This is a genomic window from Bradyrhizobium sp. WSM471 (assembly GCF_000244915.1).
Classification (GTDB): domain Bacteria; phylum Pseudomonadota; class Alphaproteobacteria; order Rhizobiales; family Xanthobacteraceae; genus Bradyrhizobium.
Genome location: NZ_CM001442.1, coordinates 4327175 through 4345776 on the forward strand (window position 1 = coordinate 4327175; position 18602 = coordinate 4345776).

Annotated in this window: 9 protein-coding genes; 8 read left to right on the plus strand and 1 reads right to left on the minus strand. The window is 64.2% G+C overall.

Annotation, left to right across the window (positions count from 1 at the left end; translation table 11 throughout):
- Positions 1 to 56 precede the first annotated feature (56 nt).
- From BRA471DRAFT_RS19275 to BRA471DRAFT_RS19290, 4 genes are all read left to right on the plus strand, one after another.
- Complete coding sequence (locus BRA471DRAFT_RS19275; protein ID WP_007610217.1) at positions 57 to 2297, plus strand: tetratricopeptide repeat protein; 2241 nt, start codon at positions 57 to 59, stop codon at positions 2295 to 2297.
- Positions 2298 to 2421: 124 nt separating this feature from the next.
- The gene (locus BRA471DRAFT_RS19280; RefSeq protein WP_007610219.1) at positions 2422 to 4665 is read left to right on the plus strand and encodes a tetratricopeptide repeat protein; all 2244 of its coding nucleotides are present in this window, start codon (positions 2422 to 2424) and stop codon (positions 4663 to 4665) included.
- Between the two features lie 112 nt (positions 4666 to 4777).
- On the plus strand, positions 4778 to 7018 hold the full coding sequence (locus BRA471DRAFT_RS19285) for a tetratricopeptide repeat protein (protein WP_007610220.1): 2241 nt from the start codon (positions 4778 to 4780) through the stop codon (positions 7016 to 7018).
- 128 nt (positions 7019 to 7146) lie between these two features.
- Positions 7147 to 7680, plus strand: a complete 534-nt coding sequence (locus BRA471DRAFT_RS19290; RefSeq protein ID WP_007610221.1) for a DUF805 domain-containing protein — start codon at positions 7147 to 7149, stop codon at positions 7678 to 7680.
- Here the strand turns inward: BRA471DRAFT_RS19290 and BRA471DRAFT_RS19295 are convergent.
- Complete coding sequence (locus tag BRA471DRAFT_RS19295; RefSeq protein WP_007610222.1) at positions 7677 to 8711, minus strand: cysteine synthase A; 1035 nt, start codon at positions 8709 to 8711, stop codon at positions 7677 to 7679. The two genes, BRA471DRAFT_RS19290 and BRA471DRAFT_RS19295, sit on opposite strands and share 4 nt — an antisense overlap.
- A gap of 723 nt (positions 8712 to 9434) precedes the next feature.
- On the opposite strand from BRA471DRAFT_RS19295, the gene BRA471DRAFT_RS19300 reads away from it, so the two are divergent.
- From BRA471DRAFT_RS19300 to BRA471DRAFT_RS19315, 4 genes are read left to right on the plus strand one after another with little or no spacing between them, the layout of a single operon-like run.
- A complete protein-coding gene (locus BRA471DRAFT_RS19300; RefSeq protein ID WP_007610223.1) occupies positions 9435 to 10919 on the plus strand; it encodes an efflux transporter outer membrane subunit in 1485 nt (494 codons plus the stop codon).
- Positions 10909 to 12306, plus strand: coding sequence for an efflux RND transporter periplasmic adaptor subunit (locus tag BRA471DRAFT_RS19305; RefSeq protein ID WP_007610224.1), 1398 nt, complete (start codon positions 10909 to 10911; stop codon positions 12304 to 12306). Before BRA471DRAFT_RS19300 ends, BRA471DRAFT_RS19305 begins: the two co-directional genes overlap by 11 nt.
- Before the next feature lie 36 nt (positions 12307 to 12342).
- The gene (locus BRA471DRAFT_RS19310) at positions 12343 to 15492 is read left to right on the plus strand and encodes an efflux RND transporter permease subunit (protein ID WP_007610225.1); all 3150 of its coding nucleotides are present in this window, start codon (positions 12343 to 12345) and stop codon (positions 15490 to 15492) included.
- Entirely contained in the window at positions 15492 to 18596 is a 3105-nt protein-coding gene (locus BRA471DRAFT_RS19315; protein WP_007610226.1) for an efflux RND transporter permease subunit, read from the plus strand. The genes BRA471DRAFT_RS19310 and BRA471DRAFT_RS19315 overlap by 1 nt, the downstream gene beginning before the upstream one ends.
- Positions 18597 to 18602: the final 6 nt, after the last annotated feature.

Below are 18602 nucleotides of genomic sequence, written 5' to 3' on the forward strand. Positions count from 1 at the left end.
CTTGGCACCATGCGAATCGGCCAGTCTCTTTTCGGGCCATACTCCGGAGAGAGACTTTGCAGAGCAGCGCCGGCGCGCGCGCATTCCAGAACGCGCGATTGCAAAAGAAATTGAAGAAGCAGGCGGACGCGCTCATGTCCACCGCGGTTCAGGCACTCGGCCAGGGCAGATACGCGGAGGTCGAGACACTCTGCCGCCGGATTCTGACGGAGGTTCCGGATCATTTCGACGCCGCGCACCTGCTCGGCTTGCGCGCGTATGATGGCGGGCGGCTCGAGGAGGCGCAACAATTGCTCGAGTGCGCGACCGCGCTCGATCCGCGTTCGCCCGATGCTCATGGTAATCTCGGGGCAGTGTATTTCAATCTCCAGAAGTTTCAGGACGCTCGCGCATGCCAGGAGAAGGCGATTGCGCTGAAGCCGAATTCTCCGATCGCCTTGACCAATCTCGGCAATACGCTGCTGCACATGGGCCTCGCCGAGCAGGCTATCGAGCTGCACGAACGCGCTATCAGGCTGAAGCCGGACTATGCCGATGCATTTTGCAATCGTGGCATGGCGGAGCTGATCGAAGGCCAGTTCCAGCGCGCCAAGGAGAGTTTCGATCGCGCCCTCGCGTTTCAGCCGCGTCACGCGGAAGCGATCGCCGGCAGGGGCATGGTGTGCATCGAGCTCCGGCACTACGAAGAGGCGGCCGCAGCCGTCGCGGCAGGGCTCGCGATCAAGCCGGATTCGCCGAAGATTCTGGCGCAGCGCGGACGGCTCAATCTCGATCTGTCGCGGCTGGAGCAGGCGCTCGCGGATTTCGATGCGGCGCTGGCGCTTTCACCGAGGCTCGAAGTGGCCTTGCAGGGAAAGGCGCAAGTCAACATTCTCAAGGGCAACACGGCCGGGGCGATTGCGGCGGTCAAGACGTTGCTCGAGGAAAATCCGCGGTCCGACATCGGAATTGCGCTTCTGGCTTCCTGCTATGCCAGCCAGGGAGACATTGCGACGGCGCTCGAACATCTCGATGCGGGGCTGGCAATTGCGCCTGATTATGCGGACTTGATCGGGCGCAAGATATTCTTCCTGGACTATCTCCCGGAGGCCGATTTCGCGGTTCAGCAGGCTGCGCGAAAACAATGGTGGGACGCGATCGGCGCCAAATTGCCGCAAAGGGCGTTGTCGCCCAACAAGCTTGATCCGGACAAGCGGATTTTGATCGGATATGTCGCGTCCGAATTCAGGAACCACTCGGCAGCGTTCACCCTGTTGCCGGTGCTGCGCCATCATGATCACGCCAGGTTCGAGATCGTCTGCTATTCGTGTTCGCCGGGAAGAGATGAGATGACGGACGAGTTCAAGTCGATGGCGGACGTCTGGGTCGACGCCTGGCAGCTTTCGGATGACGAGCTGGCCGATCGCATTCAGGCCGACAAGGTCGATATCCTGATCGACGTGTCCGGGCACACGACCGGCAACAGGCTCCATGTCTTCGCTCGCAAGCCGGCCCCGATCCAGGTCTCCGGGTTTGGTCACGCCACGGGCACGGGCCTTCAGACCATGGACTACGTGCTCGCGGATCCCGTCTTCATTCCGCAATCGGCGCGCCATCTGCTGGCTGAAAAGGTCTACGACCTGCCGTGCCTGATCACGATCGATCCCATTTTGGATCTACCTGCATCGGAGCCGCCCATGCTCCGCAACGGCCATGTCACCTTCGGCGTGTTCAATCGCATCTACAAAATCTCGGACGAGGCCATCCGGGTCTGGTCGAAAGTGATGCGGGAGGTGACGGGTTCGAAGATCGTCATCAAGCATACCCTGCTTGACGATCCCATGCTGCGCGACAATTTGGTCGCGCGGTTCGTGGCAAATGGCGTTGCCGAGGAGAATGTCACCTGCCTGGGCTCGACGCCGCGCCACGAGCACCTGCTGGCGTTTGCGAACATCGACATATCGCTCGACACGTTCCCGCAAAACGGCGGCGTCAGCACTTGGGAATCGCTCTATGCCGGCGTTCCGGTCGTGGCCAAGCTCGGCAACGGCGCCTCATCGCGCGCCGGCGGGTCGATCGTGGCTGCGGTCGGCCTCGACGACTGGGTCGCTGCGGACGACGAGGGCTATGCCGCGATCGCCTGCAAATATGCCGCGCAGCCCGCGCATCTGGCGCAGTTGCGCGCGGAGTTGCCGGCCCGGATCGCAACGTCCCCCGCCGGCAATGTCGAGACTTACACGCGCGAGGTGGAGGCGGGTTATCGCCAGTTCTGGCGAGACTATTGCGCCGCGGCTGCCGAAGGCAGCGATGTTGCGTAGGGGACCTGCAGCGCCGGGCGGCCAAACCCCGGGAAATCCCGGGATATCACGGCGCCAGCTGACCGGACGGTTAGGCTGGCGAATCAGTTAGACTCTGCCCCGGGCCATCCTCCGGAGAGACACCTTGCAGAGCAGCGGCGGCGGCGCGCGCGCATTCCAGAACGCGCGATTGCAGAAGAAACTGACGAAACAGGCGGACGCCGTCCTCTCCGCCGCGGCTACCGCCTATGGCCGGGGCCGATATGCCGAGACCGAAGCACTCTGCCGGGATATCCTGAAAGCGCTGCCGGATCATGTCGACGCGATGCACCTGCTCGGCATGTGCGCGCATGACGGCCGGCGCCTGGAGGAGGCGCAACAGCTGCTCGAGCGCGTGATTGCGCTCGATCCGCGCCTGCACGATGCCCATAACAACCTTGCGACCGTGCATTTCGACCTCGGCCATTACGAGGAGGCGCGGCGGTGCCAGGAGAGGGCCATCGCGCTGAAGCCGAATTTTGCGGTGGCGCTGACCAACCTCGGCAACACGCTGATGCATCTGGGGCAGTACGAACAGGCGCTCGAGCTGCATGAGCGCGCCATCAAGATCAAGCCGGATTATGCCGATGCATTCTGCAATCGCGGCATGGTCGAAATTGTGCTTGGACAGATCATGCGCGCCAAGGAAAGCTTCGACCGCGCCCTGCTGTTTCAGCCCCGTCACGCCGAAGCCATCGTCGGCAGCGGCATGGTCAGCATGGAGCTGCGGCACCACGACGAGGCGGCGGCCAAACTTGCCATGGCGCTCGCGATCAAGCCCGGCTCGCCGAGGATCCTGGCCCAACGCGGGCGGCTCAGTTTCGAGTTGCAGCGCCTGGAGCCCGCGCTTGCGGATTTCGAGGCGGCGCTTGCGATCTCGCCCAAGCTCGAGCTGGCGCTGCGCGGCAAGGCCCAGACCTGCCTCGTCATGGGAAAGACCGCGCAGGCGATGGCGGCCGCAGCGGCCCTGATCGAGCAAAATCCGCGCTCCGAGATGGGGCTGGCGCTGATGGGCTTCTCGTATTCGAACCAGGGGGACATGGACGCCGCGATCGAATATCTTGATCGCGCGCTGGCGCTCCGGCCGGATTATGGGGATGCGATCAGAGGAAAGATCTTCCTGGAGGACTATCGCGCCGAGGCCGATTTCGTGGTCCAGCAGGCGGTGCGAAAATCCTGGTGGGACCAGATCGGCTCCAAGCAGCCGCGAAGGGAGCTGCCGAAGCGGCCGCTGGATCCGGAAAAGCGGATCGTGGTCGGCTACGTTGCTGCCGAATTCCGACAGCACTCCGCGGGGCTCACTTTGCTGCCGGTGCTGCGCCATCACGATCACACCAAATTTGAAATCATCTGCTACTACTCCTGGCCGGGCGCGGACGAGTACACCGCCATGTTCAAATCATTGGCGGACGTCTGGGTAGATGCCTGGGGGCTTTCGGACGACGAGCTCGCCGATCGTATCCAGGCCGACAATGTCGACATCCTGATCGACGTTTCGGGCCACACGACCGGCAACAGGCTGCAGTGTTTCGCGCGTAAGCCGGCCCCGATCCAGGCCACTGGCTTCGGACACGCGACGGGCACAGGCATGCCGCTTATGGACTACGTGCTCGCGGATCCCATTTTCATTCCGCCGTCGGTTCGGCATCTGTTTGCCGAGAAAATCCACGATCTGCCGTGCCTGATCACGATTGAACCCGTCTCCGATCTGCAGCCTTCCGAGCTGCCGATGCTCCGCAACGGCTACGTCACCTTCGGCGTGTTCAACCGCATCTACAAAATATCGGATGATGCGATCCGGGTGTGGTCGCGCATCATGCGGGAGCTGCCGGGATCGAAGATCATCCTCAAGCATGGTCTGCTCGATGATCCCCTGCTACGCGATAGCCTGATCGCGCGTTTTCTGGCGCAGGGCGTTGTCGAAGAGAGCATCACCTGCCTCGGCACCACCTCGCGCGACGAGCATCTGGCGGCTTTCGCCCAGGTCGATATCTCCTTCGACACGTTCCCGCAAAACGGCGGCATCAGCACCTGGGAATCTCTCTACAAGGGCGTTCCCGTCGTGGCCAAGCTCGGCATCGGGGCCTCCTCGCGTGCCGGCGCGTCTATCGTGACTGCCGTCGGCCTGGGCGACTGGGTGGCCGAGGATGACGATGGCTATGTCGAGATCGCCCGCAGGTTTGCGTCACAGCCGGAATATCTGGCGAAATTGCGCGCGGAATTGCCGGCCCGGATCGCTGCTTCGCCCGCCGGCAATGTCGAGACCTACACGCGTGAGCTCGAGGCGGGTTACCGCAAGTTCTGGCGCGACTATTGCGCCGCGGCCTCGAATGACGTCGACGTTGCGTAGGCGAGGCCTGCGTTGGGCACCGGCATCTTCCGGAGATTGCCGGGCCGCCTAAACCGGCGGCTCTGGCCGCGAATCAGCTAGAATCGTCCCGGGCATCCTCCGGAGAGAATCCTTGCAGAGCAGCGGCGCCGGCGCGCGCGCGTTCCAGAACGCGCGATTGCAGAAGAAATTGAAGAAGCAGGCGGACGCGATCATTTCGACCGCGAATACGGCCTATGGCCAGGGCCGGTATGCGGAGACCGAGGCGCTCTGCCGCCAGATCCTGAATGAACTTCCGGAGCATTTCGGCGCCTTGCACCTGCTTGGCTTGGGCGCATTCGCGAGCCGACAGTTCGAGGTAGCGAAACAGGCACTCAAATATGCTGTAACGGTCGACCCACGCTCGGCACAGGCATTTTCCGATTTGGGAGCCACGCATTTCGCACTTGGGGAATATGAGGACGCGCGTACGTCCCTGGAGCGGGCCATCGCGTTGAAGCCGAGCTTCCCGATGGCCTTGGCCAACCTCGGCAATACCTTTTTGCACCTGGAGCGCGTCGAGCAGGCTATCGAAATGTACGATCGCGCGATCGGGCTGAAGCCCGATCATGCCGATGCGCTCTGCAATCGCGGCCTGGCAGAGCTTGCGCTGCGCCAGCTTGATCGCGCTAAACAGAGCTTCGAGCGCGCACTGTTGTTTCAGCCGCGAAACGTGGAAGCGCTCGTCGGCAAAGGTTTGGTCAATATCGAGCTCAAGAACTTCGACGAGGCCAAAGGCGCGCTGGAAGCGGCGCTCGCGATCAGGCCAGGCTCGGCGAAAATCCTGGCGAACCGTGGACGGCTCAATCTTGAGACGTCGAGGTTGGAACAGGCGGCGGCGGATTTTGACGCCGCCCTTGCGCTTGCGCCCAAACTCGAGGTTGCTTTGCAGGGGAAGGCACAGGTCTCGCTCGCCATGGGAAATACGGCGCAAGCGATTCTGGCCTGCACCACGTTGCTGGAGGAATATCCACGCTCCGCGATTGCGATGGCGCTGCTGAGCGCTTGTTTTGCAAACCAGGGAGAGATCGCATCGGCGGTCGAGCTTCTCGATGCGGCGCTGGCCATTGTGCCGGATGCCGCGTTGATCGGGCGGAAGATCTTCTTCCTCGACTATCTCTCCGACGCCGATTTCGCGGTTCAGCAGGCCGCACGAAAGCAGTGGTGGGACGCGATCGGCTCGAAGCTGCCGCGAAGGACTCTTGCCCCGCGGCAGCGCGATCCCGACAGGCGGATCGTGGTTGGCTATGTTGCTGCCGAGTTTTGGTACCACTCGGCAGCGTTCGCCCTGTTGCCGGTGCTGCGCCATCATGATCACGCCAGGTTCGAGATCGTCTGCTATTCGTGTTCGCCGGTAAGAGATGAGATGACGGACGAGTTCAAGTCGATGGCGGACGTCTGGGTCGACGCCTGGCAGCTTTCGGATGACGAGCTGGCCGATCGCATTCAGGCCGACAAGGTCGATATCCTGATCGACGTGTCCGGGCACACGACCGGCAACAGGCTCCATGTCTTCGCTCGCAAGCCGGCCCCGATCCAGGTCTCCGGGTTTGGTCACGCCACGGGCACGGGCCTTCAGACCATGGACTACGTGCTCGCGGATCCCGTCTTCATTCCGCAATCGGCGCGCCATCTGCTGGCTGAAAAGGTCTACGACCTGCCGTGCCTGATCACGATCGATCCCATTTTGGATCTACCTGCATCGGAGCCGCCCATGCTCCGCAACGGCCATGTGACCTTCGGCGTGTTCAACCGCATCTACAAGATCTCGGACGAGGCCATCCGCGTGTGGTCGAAAGTGATGCGCGAGGTGGCGGGTTCGAAGATCATCATCAAGCATACCCTGCTTGACGATCCCATGCTGCGCGACAATTTGGTCGCGCGGTTCGTGGCAAATGGCGTTGCCGAGGAGAATGTCACCTGCCTGGGCTCGACGCCGCGCCACGAGCACCTGCTGGCGTTTGCGAACATCGACATATCGCTCGACACGTTCCCGCAAAACGGCGGCGTCAGCACCTGGGAATCGCTCTATGCGGGTGTTCCGGTCGTGGCCAAGCTCGGCAACGGCGCCTCATCGCGTGCCGGCGGTTCGATCGTGGCTGCTGTCGGTCTCGACGACTGGGTCGCCGAGGATGACGAGGGCTATGTCGCGATCGCCTGCAAATATGCCGCGCAGCCGGAGCATCTGGCCAAGTTGCGCGCGGAGTTGCCGGCCCGGATCGCAACGTCCCCCGCCGGCAATGTCGAGACCTACACGCGCGAGGTCGAAGCGGCATACCGCCAGTTCTGGCGCGACTATTGTGCTGCGGCCCGGGAAGGCGGCGAGGGCGCCTGACTCTGCCTGCAGGCCCCAAATTGCGAAGGTCAGGTTAGTTCTCCGGAAACCATGCGCCGACGCGCGACCGTGCCGGTTCATGGCTCCGAAAGCTATGTCTGGGCATATGCACCAAAAAGGGTGCGCCAATGCTCGGTTTCGTCTTCGGCTTGAACGCCCGGCTCGGGCGATTGCATTTTGTCCTCGCCACGGTCGCGCTTGCGATCGTGATGACGGCGATCTGCTTTGCAATCGCAATGGCCGTGCTGAACAACACCTCGCCCGGCGCGATCCGGCCCGAAGACCTAACCAAGGGCTGGGCGATGATCGCCGCCATCGTCTTCTTTGGAGTTGCGACCTTCACGCTGCAATCAATGCGCATCCGCGACATCGGCTGGGATCCGGTCTGCGTGGTGCCTGCCTGGTTCGCGCTCATGATCGTCGACCATGTCGTCGCGGGCCGGTTTCCGGCTTGGGCGATCGGGCAGGAGCACCAGGCAACGGCGGTCGGCGCGCTCGTCAACCTCGCGCTGATGCTCGCGCTCGTGTTCTGGCCGAGCGGCGACAGCGAAGGCTCCTACAGCGCTCCCCTCCCGCCGCGCACGCGCGCGAACAAGCCTTCGCTATCGAACGAGCGCCTCGCGCGGGTGTCGCAGGGAACGTCGCGGCCGACCTGGGGCTAGACGAACGGCAGCTTGATGTTGCTGCGCTTCTCCAGCCATTCCGGCACGGGAAGGCTCTTGGCGCGCATGAAGTCGGCGTTGAACAGCTTCGACTGGTAACGGCTGCCGGAATCGCAGAGCACGGTGACGATTGTCTTGCCGGGCCCGAGCTGTTTTGCGAGACGCATCGCGCCGGCAACGTTGATGCCGGTCGAGCCGCCGAGGCACAGGCCTTCGTGCTGCAGTAATTCGTAGATCACCGTGACCGCCTCGGCATCGGGAATGAGATAGGCGTCATCGACCTTCGCGCTCTCGACGATTGCGGTCGCCCGGTTGAGGCCGATGCCCTCGGTGATCGAGCCGCCCGGCGTCGCCTTGGCATCGCCCGTTCTGAAATATTCATACATGCCGGCGCCGTGCGGGTCGGCGCAGGCGATCCTGATGTCCTTGCGCTTCTCTTTCAGGAAGCGGCTGGTGCCGGCCAGCGTGCCGCCGCTGCCGACGGAGCAGACGAAACCGTCGATCTTGCCGCCGGTCTGCTCCCAGATCTCGGGACCTGTGGATTCGTAATGCGCCTTCGCATTATCGAGGTTGTTCCACTGGTCGGCGAACAGCACGCCGTTCGGCTCCGTCTTGCGCAGCTCGTCGGCAAGACGACGGCCGACATGCTGGTAATTGTTCGGATTGGAGTAGGGCAGGGCCGGTGATTCCAGCAGCTCGGCGCCGCACAGTTTCAGAAAATCCTTCTTCTCCTGGCTCTGCGTCTCCGGGATGACGATCAGCGTGCGGTAGCCGCGCGCGCTGGCCACGACAGCAAGACCGATGCCGGTATTGCCGGCGGTCGATTCCACCACGAGACCGCCGGGCTTGAGCTCGCCGCGCTTCTCGGCCTCCAGGATCATCCATTTGCCGGCGCGATCCTTCACCGACTGGCCGGGATTCATGAACTCGGCCTTGCCCAGGATGGTGCAGCCGGTCAGTTCGGAAGCGCGCTTGAGCTTGATCAGCGGGGTGTTGCCGATGGCTTCGACAACGTCGTTTTTGATGGTCATGTCAGGGGAAATCACTGGCAAAGGGGTTGATCAGGTTGGCCAGAACCTAGTGCTTGGGCGGCCAAAGGGGAAGGCTTTTGCGCTGCGGCGAAACCGGTGAAAAAATGCCCGGAAACAGTGAAAATTTGGAAGGAGAGATCGCCGATGCTGCTGCTGTGCTACGCCGCGGGATATCGGTAGGAGGATGTGGCCGGCCGCCGCCAAAACATGGAAGATAAGGGTCGTTGCTCACACCCCTTCGCCATGTGAGGCGTCGCCATCGAAGAGTGCGGGTGATACGCGGAAGGCGGTCAACATATCGGCACGACCCGCCTATTCGTTTCCGACAATGGACGACCTCGCGAGAGTGGCCGGCCCGGTTTCAAGACCGGACTGAAGCCGCATCGCGAGCGGTGCAGGCGGGTCGAAGGGACTGGCGTCGGTGTGGCGGCAATATCACATGAAATCTTGGTAAGCTTGAACGCACTCTGGAATGGCCCTGAAATTCAAGAAACGCCTGTGGGACAGCACCCTTTTGTATTTTCTCGGTTCTAAGATCGTCGTGCTTTGGCGGGCATCTCGCAACTGCGGGACTGTCCCGCAGTTCCGCGCCCCGCTATTGTGGCCGCCAGGTTCCGCAGAAAGCATCACCTCCGTGAACGAGTTGTCCAAAGCCTCCCGACGGCCGCGCCGCGAATCGGTTACTCCGGCTGCACGATGGCGGCTCGATCTGCCCGGCGGGGGGTGTGTGTGACACAGGATGTTCCTGCGATCGCCGTGCGGCGGTCTCCAGGCGCCACGACCCGGACGCGACGTGCGGCGCGCTGGCTTGCGGTCGCTGGCCTAGCCGCCGGCTCGGGCGCTTGCGTGTTGACGCAGGATCTTCCTGATCCAGCTCTCGATGTTCCCACACAGTACAAGTACGCGGGCAAGGCGGATGCGCCGCCGTCGCTGGACTGGTGGCGCAGCTTCCGCTCCGCGGAGCTGACACAGCTGGTGGAAGAGGCGCACACCGTCAACCTCGACATTGCCGCCGCCGTCTCGCGCATCGTCCAGGCCGACGCCCAGGCGCGGCAGGCGGGTGCGGCGCTGCTGCCGAGCCTTTCCGGTACCGGGCAGGAGGCCTATTCACGCACCTCCGGCTCCTCGGCCTCGGGGCTCACCAATGGCGGCCGTGAGGTCGTCAACTACCAGGCTTCGCTGAGCGCGAGCTACCAGCTCGATTTCTGGGGCCAAAATCGCGACGCCTTGCAAACGGCGGAAGAGACGGCAAATGCCAACCGCTTCGATCGCGACGTCGTTGCGCTGACGACGCTTGCAGGCGTCGCTAACGCGTATTTCCAGGTACTGGCCTCACAGGATCGCATCCGGACCTCACAGCGCAACATCGCGAGTGCGCAACGCATCCTCGATGCCGTCAGGGAACGGCGCAAGGCCGGCACCGGCACCGACCTCGACGTCGCCCAGCAGGAGAGCGTGCTCGCAAACCAGAAGGCCCTTGTGCCGCCGCTGCGCCAGACGCTCGACCAGAACGTCAATGCGCTTGCAGTCCTGGTGTCGCGGCCGCCGGAGAGCGTGCGCGTGCTCGGCGGCTCGCTGAACCGGATCGCGATTCCCCGCGTGACGCCGGGCCTGCCGTCGGAGCTCCTGACGCAGCGGCCCGACATTCGCCGGCAGGAGGCGCAACTTGCTTCTGCCACTGCGAACGTCGGCAATGCCCGCGCACAGTTCTTTCCGACGATCCAGCTGACCGGCAATGGCGGCTATCAGAGCTCAGCCCTGGTCTCGCTGTTCCAGCCGCACGCGGCCTTCTTCCAGCTCGTCGGCAGCGCAACGCAGCCGATCTTCGACGGCGGCAGGATCCTCGGCAATTTCGAATTCGCCAAGGCGCGACAGGACGAATTGCTGCAGACCTACCGCAAGACCATCATCCAGTCTTTTGCCGATGTCGACAATGCGCTGTTCTCGATCAAGCAGACCACGATCAGGCTGCAATTGCAGCGTGACGTTCTCAATGCCTCCCGCCGCGCATTCGATCTCTCCGAGCAGCAATTGCGCGCCGGGACCGCCGACATCGTCACCGTGCTCAATACGCAACTGACCCTGTTCCAGGCGGAAGACGCGCTGTTGCAGGCGCAACTTGGCCGCCTTCTTGCTATCGTCAGCCTGTATCAGGCGCTCGGCGGCGGCTGGGAGCCGAGGATGGAGAAGCCGGTCAATGCTCTTTAAGCCGGATACCAAGCAAGGCGCGGATGAGGGGACGGCGAAGAAGTCGCGCGGGCGCGGCTTCGTCATGACCCTGATCACGTTGGCGATCCTCGGCGGGCTTGGCTACTACGGCTGGACCACCTGGCACCAGCAGCCGCAGCAGGCGAACGGCCGCAACCAGCGGCCCGATCTGCCGGTGCCGGTGCTGGCGGCGACGCCCCGCATCCAGGACGTCCCCGTTTATCTCGACGGCGTCGGCGCGATCCGCGCACTCAATACCGTGACCGTCCGCTCGCAGGTCGACGGCAAGCTGATCGCGGTCAATTTCACCGAAGGACAGGACGTCAAGAAAGGCGACGTGGTCGGCGAGATCGACCCGGCGCTCTACCAGGCGACTTACGATCAGGCCGTCGCCAAGAAGGCGCAGGACCAGGCCCAGCTCGCCAACCAGCGTATCGATCTCACGCGCTACGAGCAGCTCGCGGCGTCCAATGCCGGATCCAAGCAGCAGGCCGACACCCAGCGCGCGCTGGTCGCGCAGACCGAGGCCCTGGTGAAGGCCGACCAGGCCGCGATCGACAATGCGGCGGCGACGCTGAGCTACACCAAGATCGTGGCGCCGATCTCGGGCCGCGCCGGCCTGCGCCAGGTCGATCAGGGCAACATCATTCATGCCTCCGACACCACTGGCCTCGTGGTGATCACGCAATTGCAGCCGATCGCGGTGTGGTTCAGCCTGCCGCAGCAGCAGATCATGCGGGTCAATGCCGCCGCGTCGAAAGGCACGCTCGCCGTCGACGTGTTCGGCAATGACGGCCTCACCGTGATCGACACCGGCAAGCTCACCGGCATCGACAACCAGGTCGACCAGACCACCGGTACGCTGAGGCTCAAGGCTGAATTCCCCAACGCCAATTACCAGCTCTGGCCCGGCCAGTTCGTCAATGTCCGCCTCAAGGTCGAGACCTTGACGCAGGCACTGGTGGTGCCGACCTCGGCCGTGCAGCGCGGACCGATCGGCACCTTCAGCTATGTCATCGGCGAGGATAACGTGGTCGCGGCCAAGCCTGTGACCGTGACGCAGCAGAACGAGCATGACGCCGTCATCGCCAGCGGCCTGTCGGCGACCGACAAGGTCGTCACGACGGGCTTTGCCAATCTGTCCGATGGCTCCAAGGTGGTCATCGGCCGCGACGACCAGACGCCGTCGGCCGATCTCGCGCCACGCAAGCGCTCGCGCGGGCCGGATGGTCAGAAAAAGGATGGCGCCAAAGACGGCCAGAAGGACGGACAAGGCAAGGACGGCGAGTTCCGCGCCAAACGCAAGAGCAGCGAAGGCGACCAGAAGGGCCAGACCGGACCGGCACCAGGGCCGGGAGCATCGGGAAGTGGAGCCAAGCAGCCATGATCCCGACAACAGCCGCCTGAGCGGCAGGCGCATCCCATGGGCGTCTCCGAACCCTTCATCCGACGGCCGATCGCGACCTCATTGCTGGGCATCGCGCTTCTGATCGGCGGACTGCTCGGCTACTTCGCGCTGCCGGTGTCTGCGCTGCCGCAGGTCGATTTCCCGACCGTGCAGGTGACGACGCAATTGCCCGGCGCGAGCCCCGACGTGATCGCCTCGCTGATTACCGCGCCGCTGGAGCGGCAACTCGGACAGATCCCGTCGCTATCGGCGATGAATTCGACGAGTTCGTTCGGCGTCAGTCAGATCTCGCTCCAGTTCGATCTCAACCGCGACATCGACGGCGCGACCCAGGACGTCCAGGCCGCGATCAACGCCGCGGCCGGCGTGCTGCCGAAGACGCTGCCTTATCCGCCGACCTACGCCAAGGTGAACCCGGCCGATGCGCCGGTGATGACGTTGGCCCTACGCTCCGACACGATCTCGCTGCGGGCGATGAGCGACATCGCCGACACGCTGCTGGCGCAGCGGCTGAGCCAGATTTCCGGCGTCGGGCGCGTCTCTGTGCTCGGCGGGTTGAAGCCGGCCGTCCGCATCCAGGCGGATCTGGCGCGGCTCGCCGCCTATGGCATCGCGATGGAGGACCTGCGCACCGCGATCGCCAGTGCGAACGTCTCCGGGCCAAAGGGCTCGCTCGACGGCGCACAGCAATCCTACATCATCGCCGCCAACGACCAGATCGCCGCCGCCGACGCCTACAAGCCTGTCATCATCGCCTACCGCAACGGCTCGCCGGTCACGATCGCCGACGTCGCCCAGATCGTCGATGGCCTCGAGAACGACCGCACCGGCGGCTGGTACCAGGGCTCGCCCGCGGTCATCATCGACATCCAGCGTCAGCCCGGCGCCAATGTGATCGACGTCGTCAGCCAGATCCGGGCGGAAATCCCAAAGGTCCAGCGCGCTATTCCGGCCGGCGTGAACCTCACCATCGTCTCCGACCGCACCGTCACCATCCGTGCCTCGGTGCGCGACGTGCAGTTCACGCTGATCCTCAGCGTCGTCCTGGTGACGCTGGTGGTGCTGTTGTTCCTGCGTTCGCTACGCGCCACGCTGATTGCCGGGGTGGCGCTACCGCTGTCGCTGATCACCAGCTTCGCCATCATGTATTTCGCCGGCTTCAGCCTCGACAATCTATCGCTGATGGCGCTCACCATCGGCACCGGCTTCGTCGTGGACGACGCCATCGTGATGATCGAGAACATCGTCCGGCACATGGAAAACGGCGACAGCGCGATGGAGGCGTCGCTCAAGGGCGCCAGCGAGATCGGCTTCACCGTGATCTCCCTGACGGTGTCGCTGATTGCGGTGTTCATCCCGTTGTTGTTCATGTCGGGCCTCGTCGGCCGCATGTTCCGCGAATTCGCGCTGACGCTGACGATCGCGGTCGTGACCTCCGCCGTGGTCTCGCTGACGCTGACGCCGATGATGTGCTCGCGCCTGCTGAAGCATGCCCATGAAGAACTGGCGGTGCCGGGTCTTGCCGCGGTCAGCCGCTTCATCGACCGCACCGTCGGGTTCTATCACCGCACGCTGCTCTGGGTGCTGGAGCGCCAGCGCGCGACGCTGGTCGTGACCTTCGCCACGCTGATTGCGACCCTGGCGCTCTATGTCGTCGCGCCAAAGGGCTTCCTGCCGCTGCAGGACACTGCCTCGATCACGGCGGTGACGGAAGCCGGTCCCGACGTGTCGTTCGCGGAGATGCAGAAGCGGCAGGCCGACGCAGCCGATGCCATCAAGGCCGACCCTGACGTGACCGGCGTGGTTTCGGTGATCGGTGCGGGCTCGGTCAATCCGACCACCAATGTCGGCCGGCTTGTTATGACGCTGAAACCTCGCGGCGAGCGGCGCGATGATGTCAGCGTCGTCATCACCCGGTTGAAGGAGCGGGTCTCAGGCATCCCCGGCATGACCGTCTATTTCCAGCCGGTGCAGGACGTGCAGATCTCGACCCAGTCGAGCCGCTCGCAATACCAGTACACGCTGACCGGCACCGACGCCGTCCTGGTATCGGAATGGGCGCGCAAGCTGGTTGCCGAGATGCGGCGCGATCCGCTGTTCCGCGACGTCTCCTCGGAGGCGCAGGAAGGCGGTCTGAGGGCGCAGCTCACGGTCGACCGCACCCGCGCCGGCCAGCTCGGCGTCAGCCTCCAGGGCATCACCGACACGCTCAACGACGCCTTCGCGCAGCGCCAGATCTCGACCATCTACGGCCAGGCCAACCAGTACCGCGTGGTGCTGGAAGCGCTGCCGATGTACCAGCGCGATCCCTCGATCCTGTCGAAGCTTTATCTGCCGGGCGGGGCGAGCGCGACCGCCGGCGCGCCCAACGCACAGGTGCCGCTCTCCGCCGTGGCGACGCTGACGCGCACCACCGCGCCGCTCGCGATTTCGCACCAGGCGCAATTCCCGTCGATCTCGCTCAGCTTCAACCTCGCGCCGGGCGCGGCGCTCGGCGATGCCGTCGAGGCCGTGAAGACCATCGAGACCCGGATCGAGATGCCCAACAGCATCGTCGGCGTCTATGCCGGCGACGCCGCCGAATTCGCCAAGGCACTCGCCGGCCAGCCCTGGCTGCTGCTGGCCGCGGTGATCACGATCTATATCGTGCTCGGCGTGCTCTACGAGAGCTACATCCATCCGATCACGATCCTCTCGACGCTGCCTTCGGCCGGAGTCGGCGCGATCCTGGCGCTGATGCTGTGCGGGCAGGACCTCTCGGTGATCGGGTTGATCGGCATCATCCTGTTGATGGGCATCGTCAAGAAGAACGCGATCATGATGATCGACTTCGCGCTCGAGGCCGAGCGCGGGCAGGGGATGTCGCCCAACGAGGCGATCGTGCAGGCTTGTCTGCTGCGCTTCCGTCCAATCATGATGACGACGCTGGCCGCCCTGTTCGGCGCGCTGCCGCTGGCGATCGAGAGCGGCACCGGCGCCGAGCTGCGCTTTCCGCTCGGCATCTCCATCATCGGCGGCCTGCTGCTCAGCCAATTGCTCACGCTCTACACCACGCCGGTGATCTATCTCGCGCTCGACCGCATCAACCGCCGCCTCGAGCAGGCGCTGCCGCCGGCCGAACCCGGCGGTCCGCCGGTCGCGGGCGCGACCGAGGGGATGCAGTGATGGCATCGATCTCGGAGCCCTTCATCCGCCGCCCGGTCGCGACCACGCTGCTGTCGATCGGGTTGTTCCTGCTGGGCATCGTAGCTTACGAGTTCCTCCCCGTCGCCTCGGTTCCGAACATCGATTTCCCCGCCATCTTCGTTTCCGCCAGCCGTCCCGGCGCCGATCCGTCCGTGATGGCCGCGACGGTTGCCTCGCCGCTGGAGCGGCGGCTAGGCGAGATTTCGGGTATCAACCAGATCACCTCGACGTCATCGCTCGGCGTCTCCAACATCCAACTCCATTTCGACATCGGCCGCAACATCGACAAGGCCGCGCGCGACGTGCAGGCCGCGATCAACGCCGCGCTGGTCGACCTGCCCAGCGATCTGCCGACGCTGCCCCGCTTCCGCAAGGCGAACACCGCAGGCGCCCCGGTCTTCGTGCTGGCGCTGACCTCGAAGACCCTTGCTGCGAGCGCGATCTACGACGTGGCCGACACCGTGCTGGCCCAGCGCATATCGCAGGTGCCGGGCGTCGGCAACGTGACGATCAGCGGCGCGGACCAGCCGGCGGTGCGCATTCAGCTCAATCCGGTGGCGCTGTCGAACGCGGGCATCGCCACCGACGATGTCCGTACCGCAATCATCAACGCCAACCCGCTTGGCCCGGTCGGCATTTTTAATGGCGAGCGCCAGAGCGAGACACTGGCGCTCAACAGGCAGATGCGGACGGCCAAAGAATTCCGCGATATCGTCATCAAGAGCGCGAACGGCAATTTTGTCCGGTTGTCGGACGTCGCCGACATCGAGGACTCCGTTCGCAACGCCCGCTCGATCGCCTGGTTCAACAAGCAGCCGGCGGTGCTGATCCAGATCACCAAGCAGGGCGACGCCAATGTCATCGACACCGTGGACAGGGTCAAGGCGCTGATCCCGGCGCTGAAGCAGTGGATTCCGGCCGGCGTGGATGTTTCCACCCTGGTCGACCGAACCAGCACGATCCGCGCCAGCGTGATTGACATGCAATGGACGCTGCTGGCGACAGCCGTACTGGTCATGGTCGTCGTGTTCGTATTCCTGCGGCGGATCACGCCGACGATCGCAGCCGGAATCTCGGTGCCGCTGGCGCTGGCCGGGACCTGCGCCGGCATGTGGGTCGCGGGCTTCTCGATCGACAATCTGTCGCTGATGGCGCTGGCGATCTCCGTCGGCTTCGTGGTCGACGACGCCATCGTCATGATCGAGAACATGTACCGCAATCTCGAGCACGGCATGCGGCCGCTTCAGGCGGCATTGGACGGTGCCCGGCAGATCGGCTTCACCGTCGTATCGATCAGCCTGTCGCTGATCGCAGCCTTCACGCCGCTGATCTTCATGGACGGCATCGTCGGCCGCCTGCTGCGCGAATTCTCGCTGACGCTGACCTTCGCGATCCTGGTCTCGACCCTGGTGTCGCTCACGGTTACGCCGATGATCTGCGCCCACTATATCAGGCAGACCACGTCGGGATCCGCCACGCTGTTCGATCGTGTCATCGAGGGCTCGCTGACGCGCATCGTCGCCTTCTACACCCGCACCCTGCGCACGGTGCTGGAGTTTCCGCTGCTGACGCTTTTGGTGTTCTTTGCCACCATCGGCCTCACGGTGGTGCTCTACATCAAGGTCCCCAAGGGCTATTTCCCGACCGACGATTCCGGCTTCGTCATCGGGGCGACGCGCGCCTCGGCCGACATCTCGTTCCAGTCCATGCTGAGCCTGCAGCAGCGGCTCGCCGATATCGTGATGCAGGATCGGGCGGTGGCCGGCATTGGCTCCACCGTCGGCGGCGGCGGGGGGCCGGGCGGTGCGACCTCCAATCGCGGCACCATGTTCATCAGCCTGAAGCCGCCGGAGGAGCGCGATCACGTCTCGACCCAAGTGGTGATCGACCGTCTCAGGCGGGCGTTATACCCGGTGCCCGGCATCCGCCTGTTCATGTTCGCTGCCCAGGACGTGCGCGCCGGCGGACGGCAGAGCGATTCCGACTATCAATACACGCTGACCAGCACCGACCTCGGTTTGCTGCAGAAGTGGGCGCCGATCGTGGCCAAGCGCATGGAGAGCGTCGAAGGCATCACCGACATCTCCAGCGACCGCGATCCCGGCGGGCTTCAACTGACATTGTCGATCGACCGCCAGAAGGCCTCGGCGCTCGGCGTCAGAGTACAGGACATCGACAACGCGCTCAACAACGCGTTCTCGCAGCGGCAGATCGGGATCATCTACACCCAGCGCAACCAGTACATGACCGTGCTGGAGATCGACCCGAAATTCCAGGTCGACCCGTCCAACCTCGATCGCATCTATGTCGCCGGCGCGGGCGACGCGCAGGTACCGCTGTCGGCCGTGGTGCATGCGACGCGCGGGCTGGCCGCGCTCGCGGTCTATCATTCGCAATCGTTCCCATCGACCACGGTGTCGTTCAACCTGTTGCCGGACGTGCAGATCCAGGCCGCAACGCAGAACATCCAGCGAGCGGTCGAGGAATTGCACATGCCGGAAGGCATCCGCGGCAGTTTTGACGGCAACGCCGGCGATTTCGCCAAGACCAGCGGCCGCCAGCCGCTCCTGATCCTCGGCGCGCTGGTGGCGATGTATATCGTGCTCGGCGTGCTCTATGAGAGCCTCGCCCATCCGCTCACGATCATCTCGACGCTGCCCTCGGCGGGCCTCGGCGCGCTGCTGGCCTTGCAGCTCACCAACACGCCGCTGACGGTGATCGCCTTCGTCGGCATTATCCTGTTGATCGGCATCGTCAAGAAGAACGGCATCATGATGGTGGATTTCGCGCTCGATGCCGAGCGCCAGCGCGGCCTGTCGTCGGCGGAGGCGATCTTCGAGGCCTGCCAGGCGCGCTTCCGCCCGATCCTGATGACGACCATGGCGGCATTGTTCGCCGGCATTCCGCTGGTTGTTGCGACCGGCCCCGGCACGGAACTGCGCCGCCCGCTCGGCATCACCATCATTGGCGGGCTGTTCGTCTCGCAGATCCTGACGCTCTACACCACGCCCGTGATCTACCTGCTGATCGACCGTCTGCGCCGCCGCCGCGAGCCGCGCCCGCTGGCTGCGCCGGCGGAATAGGCGGGT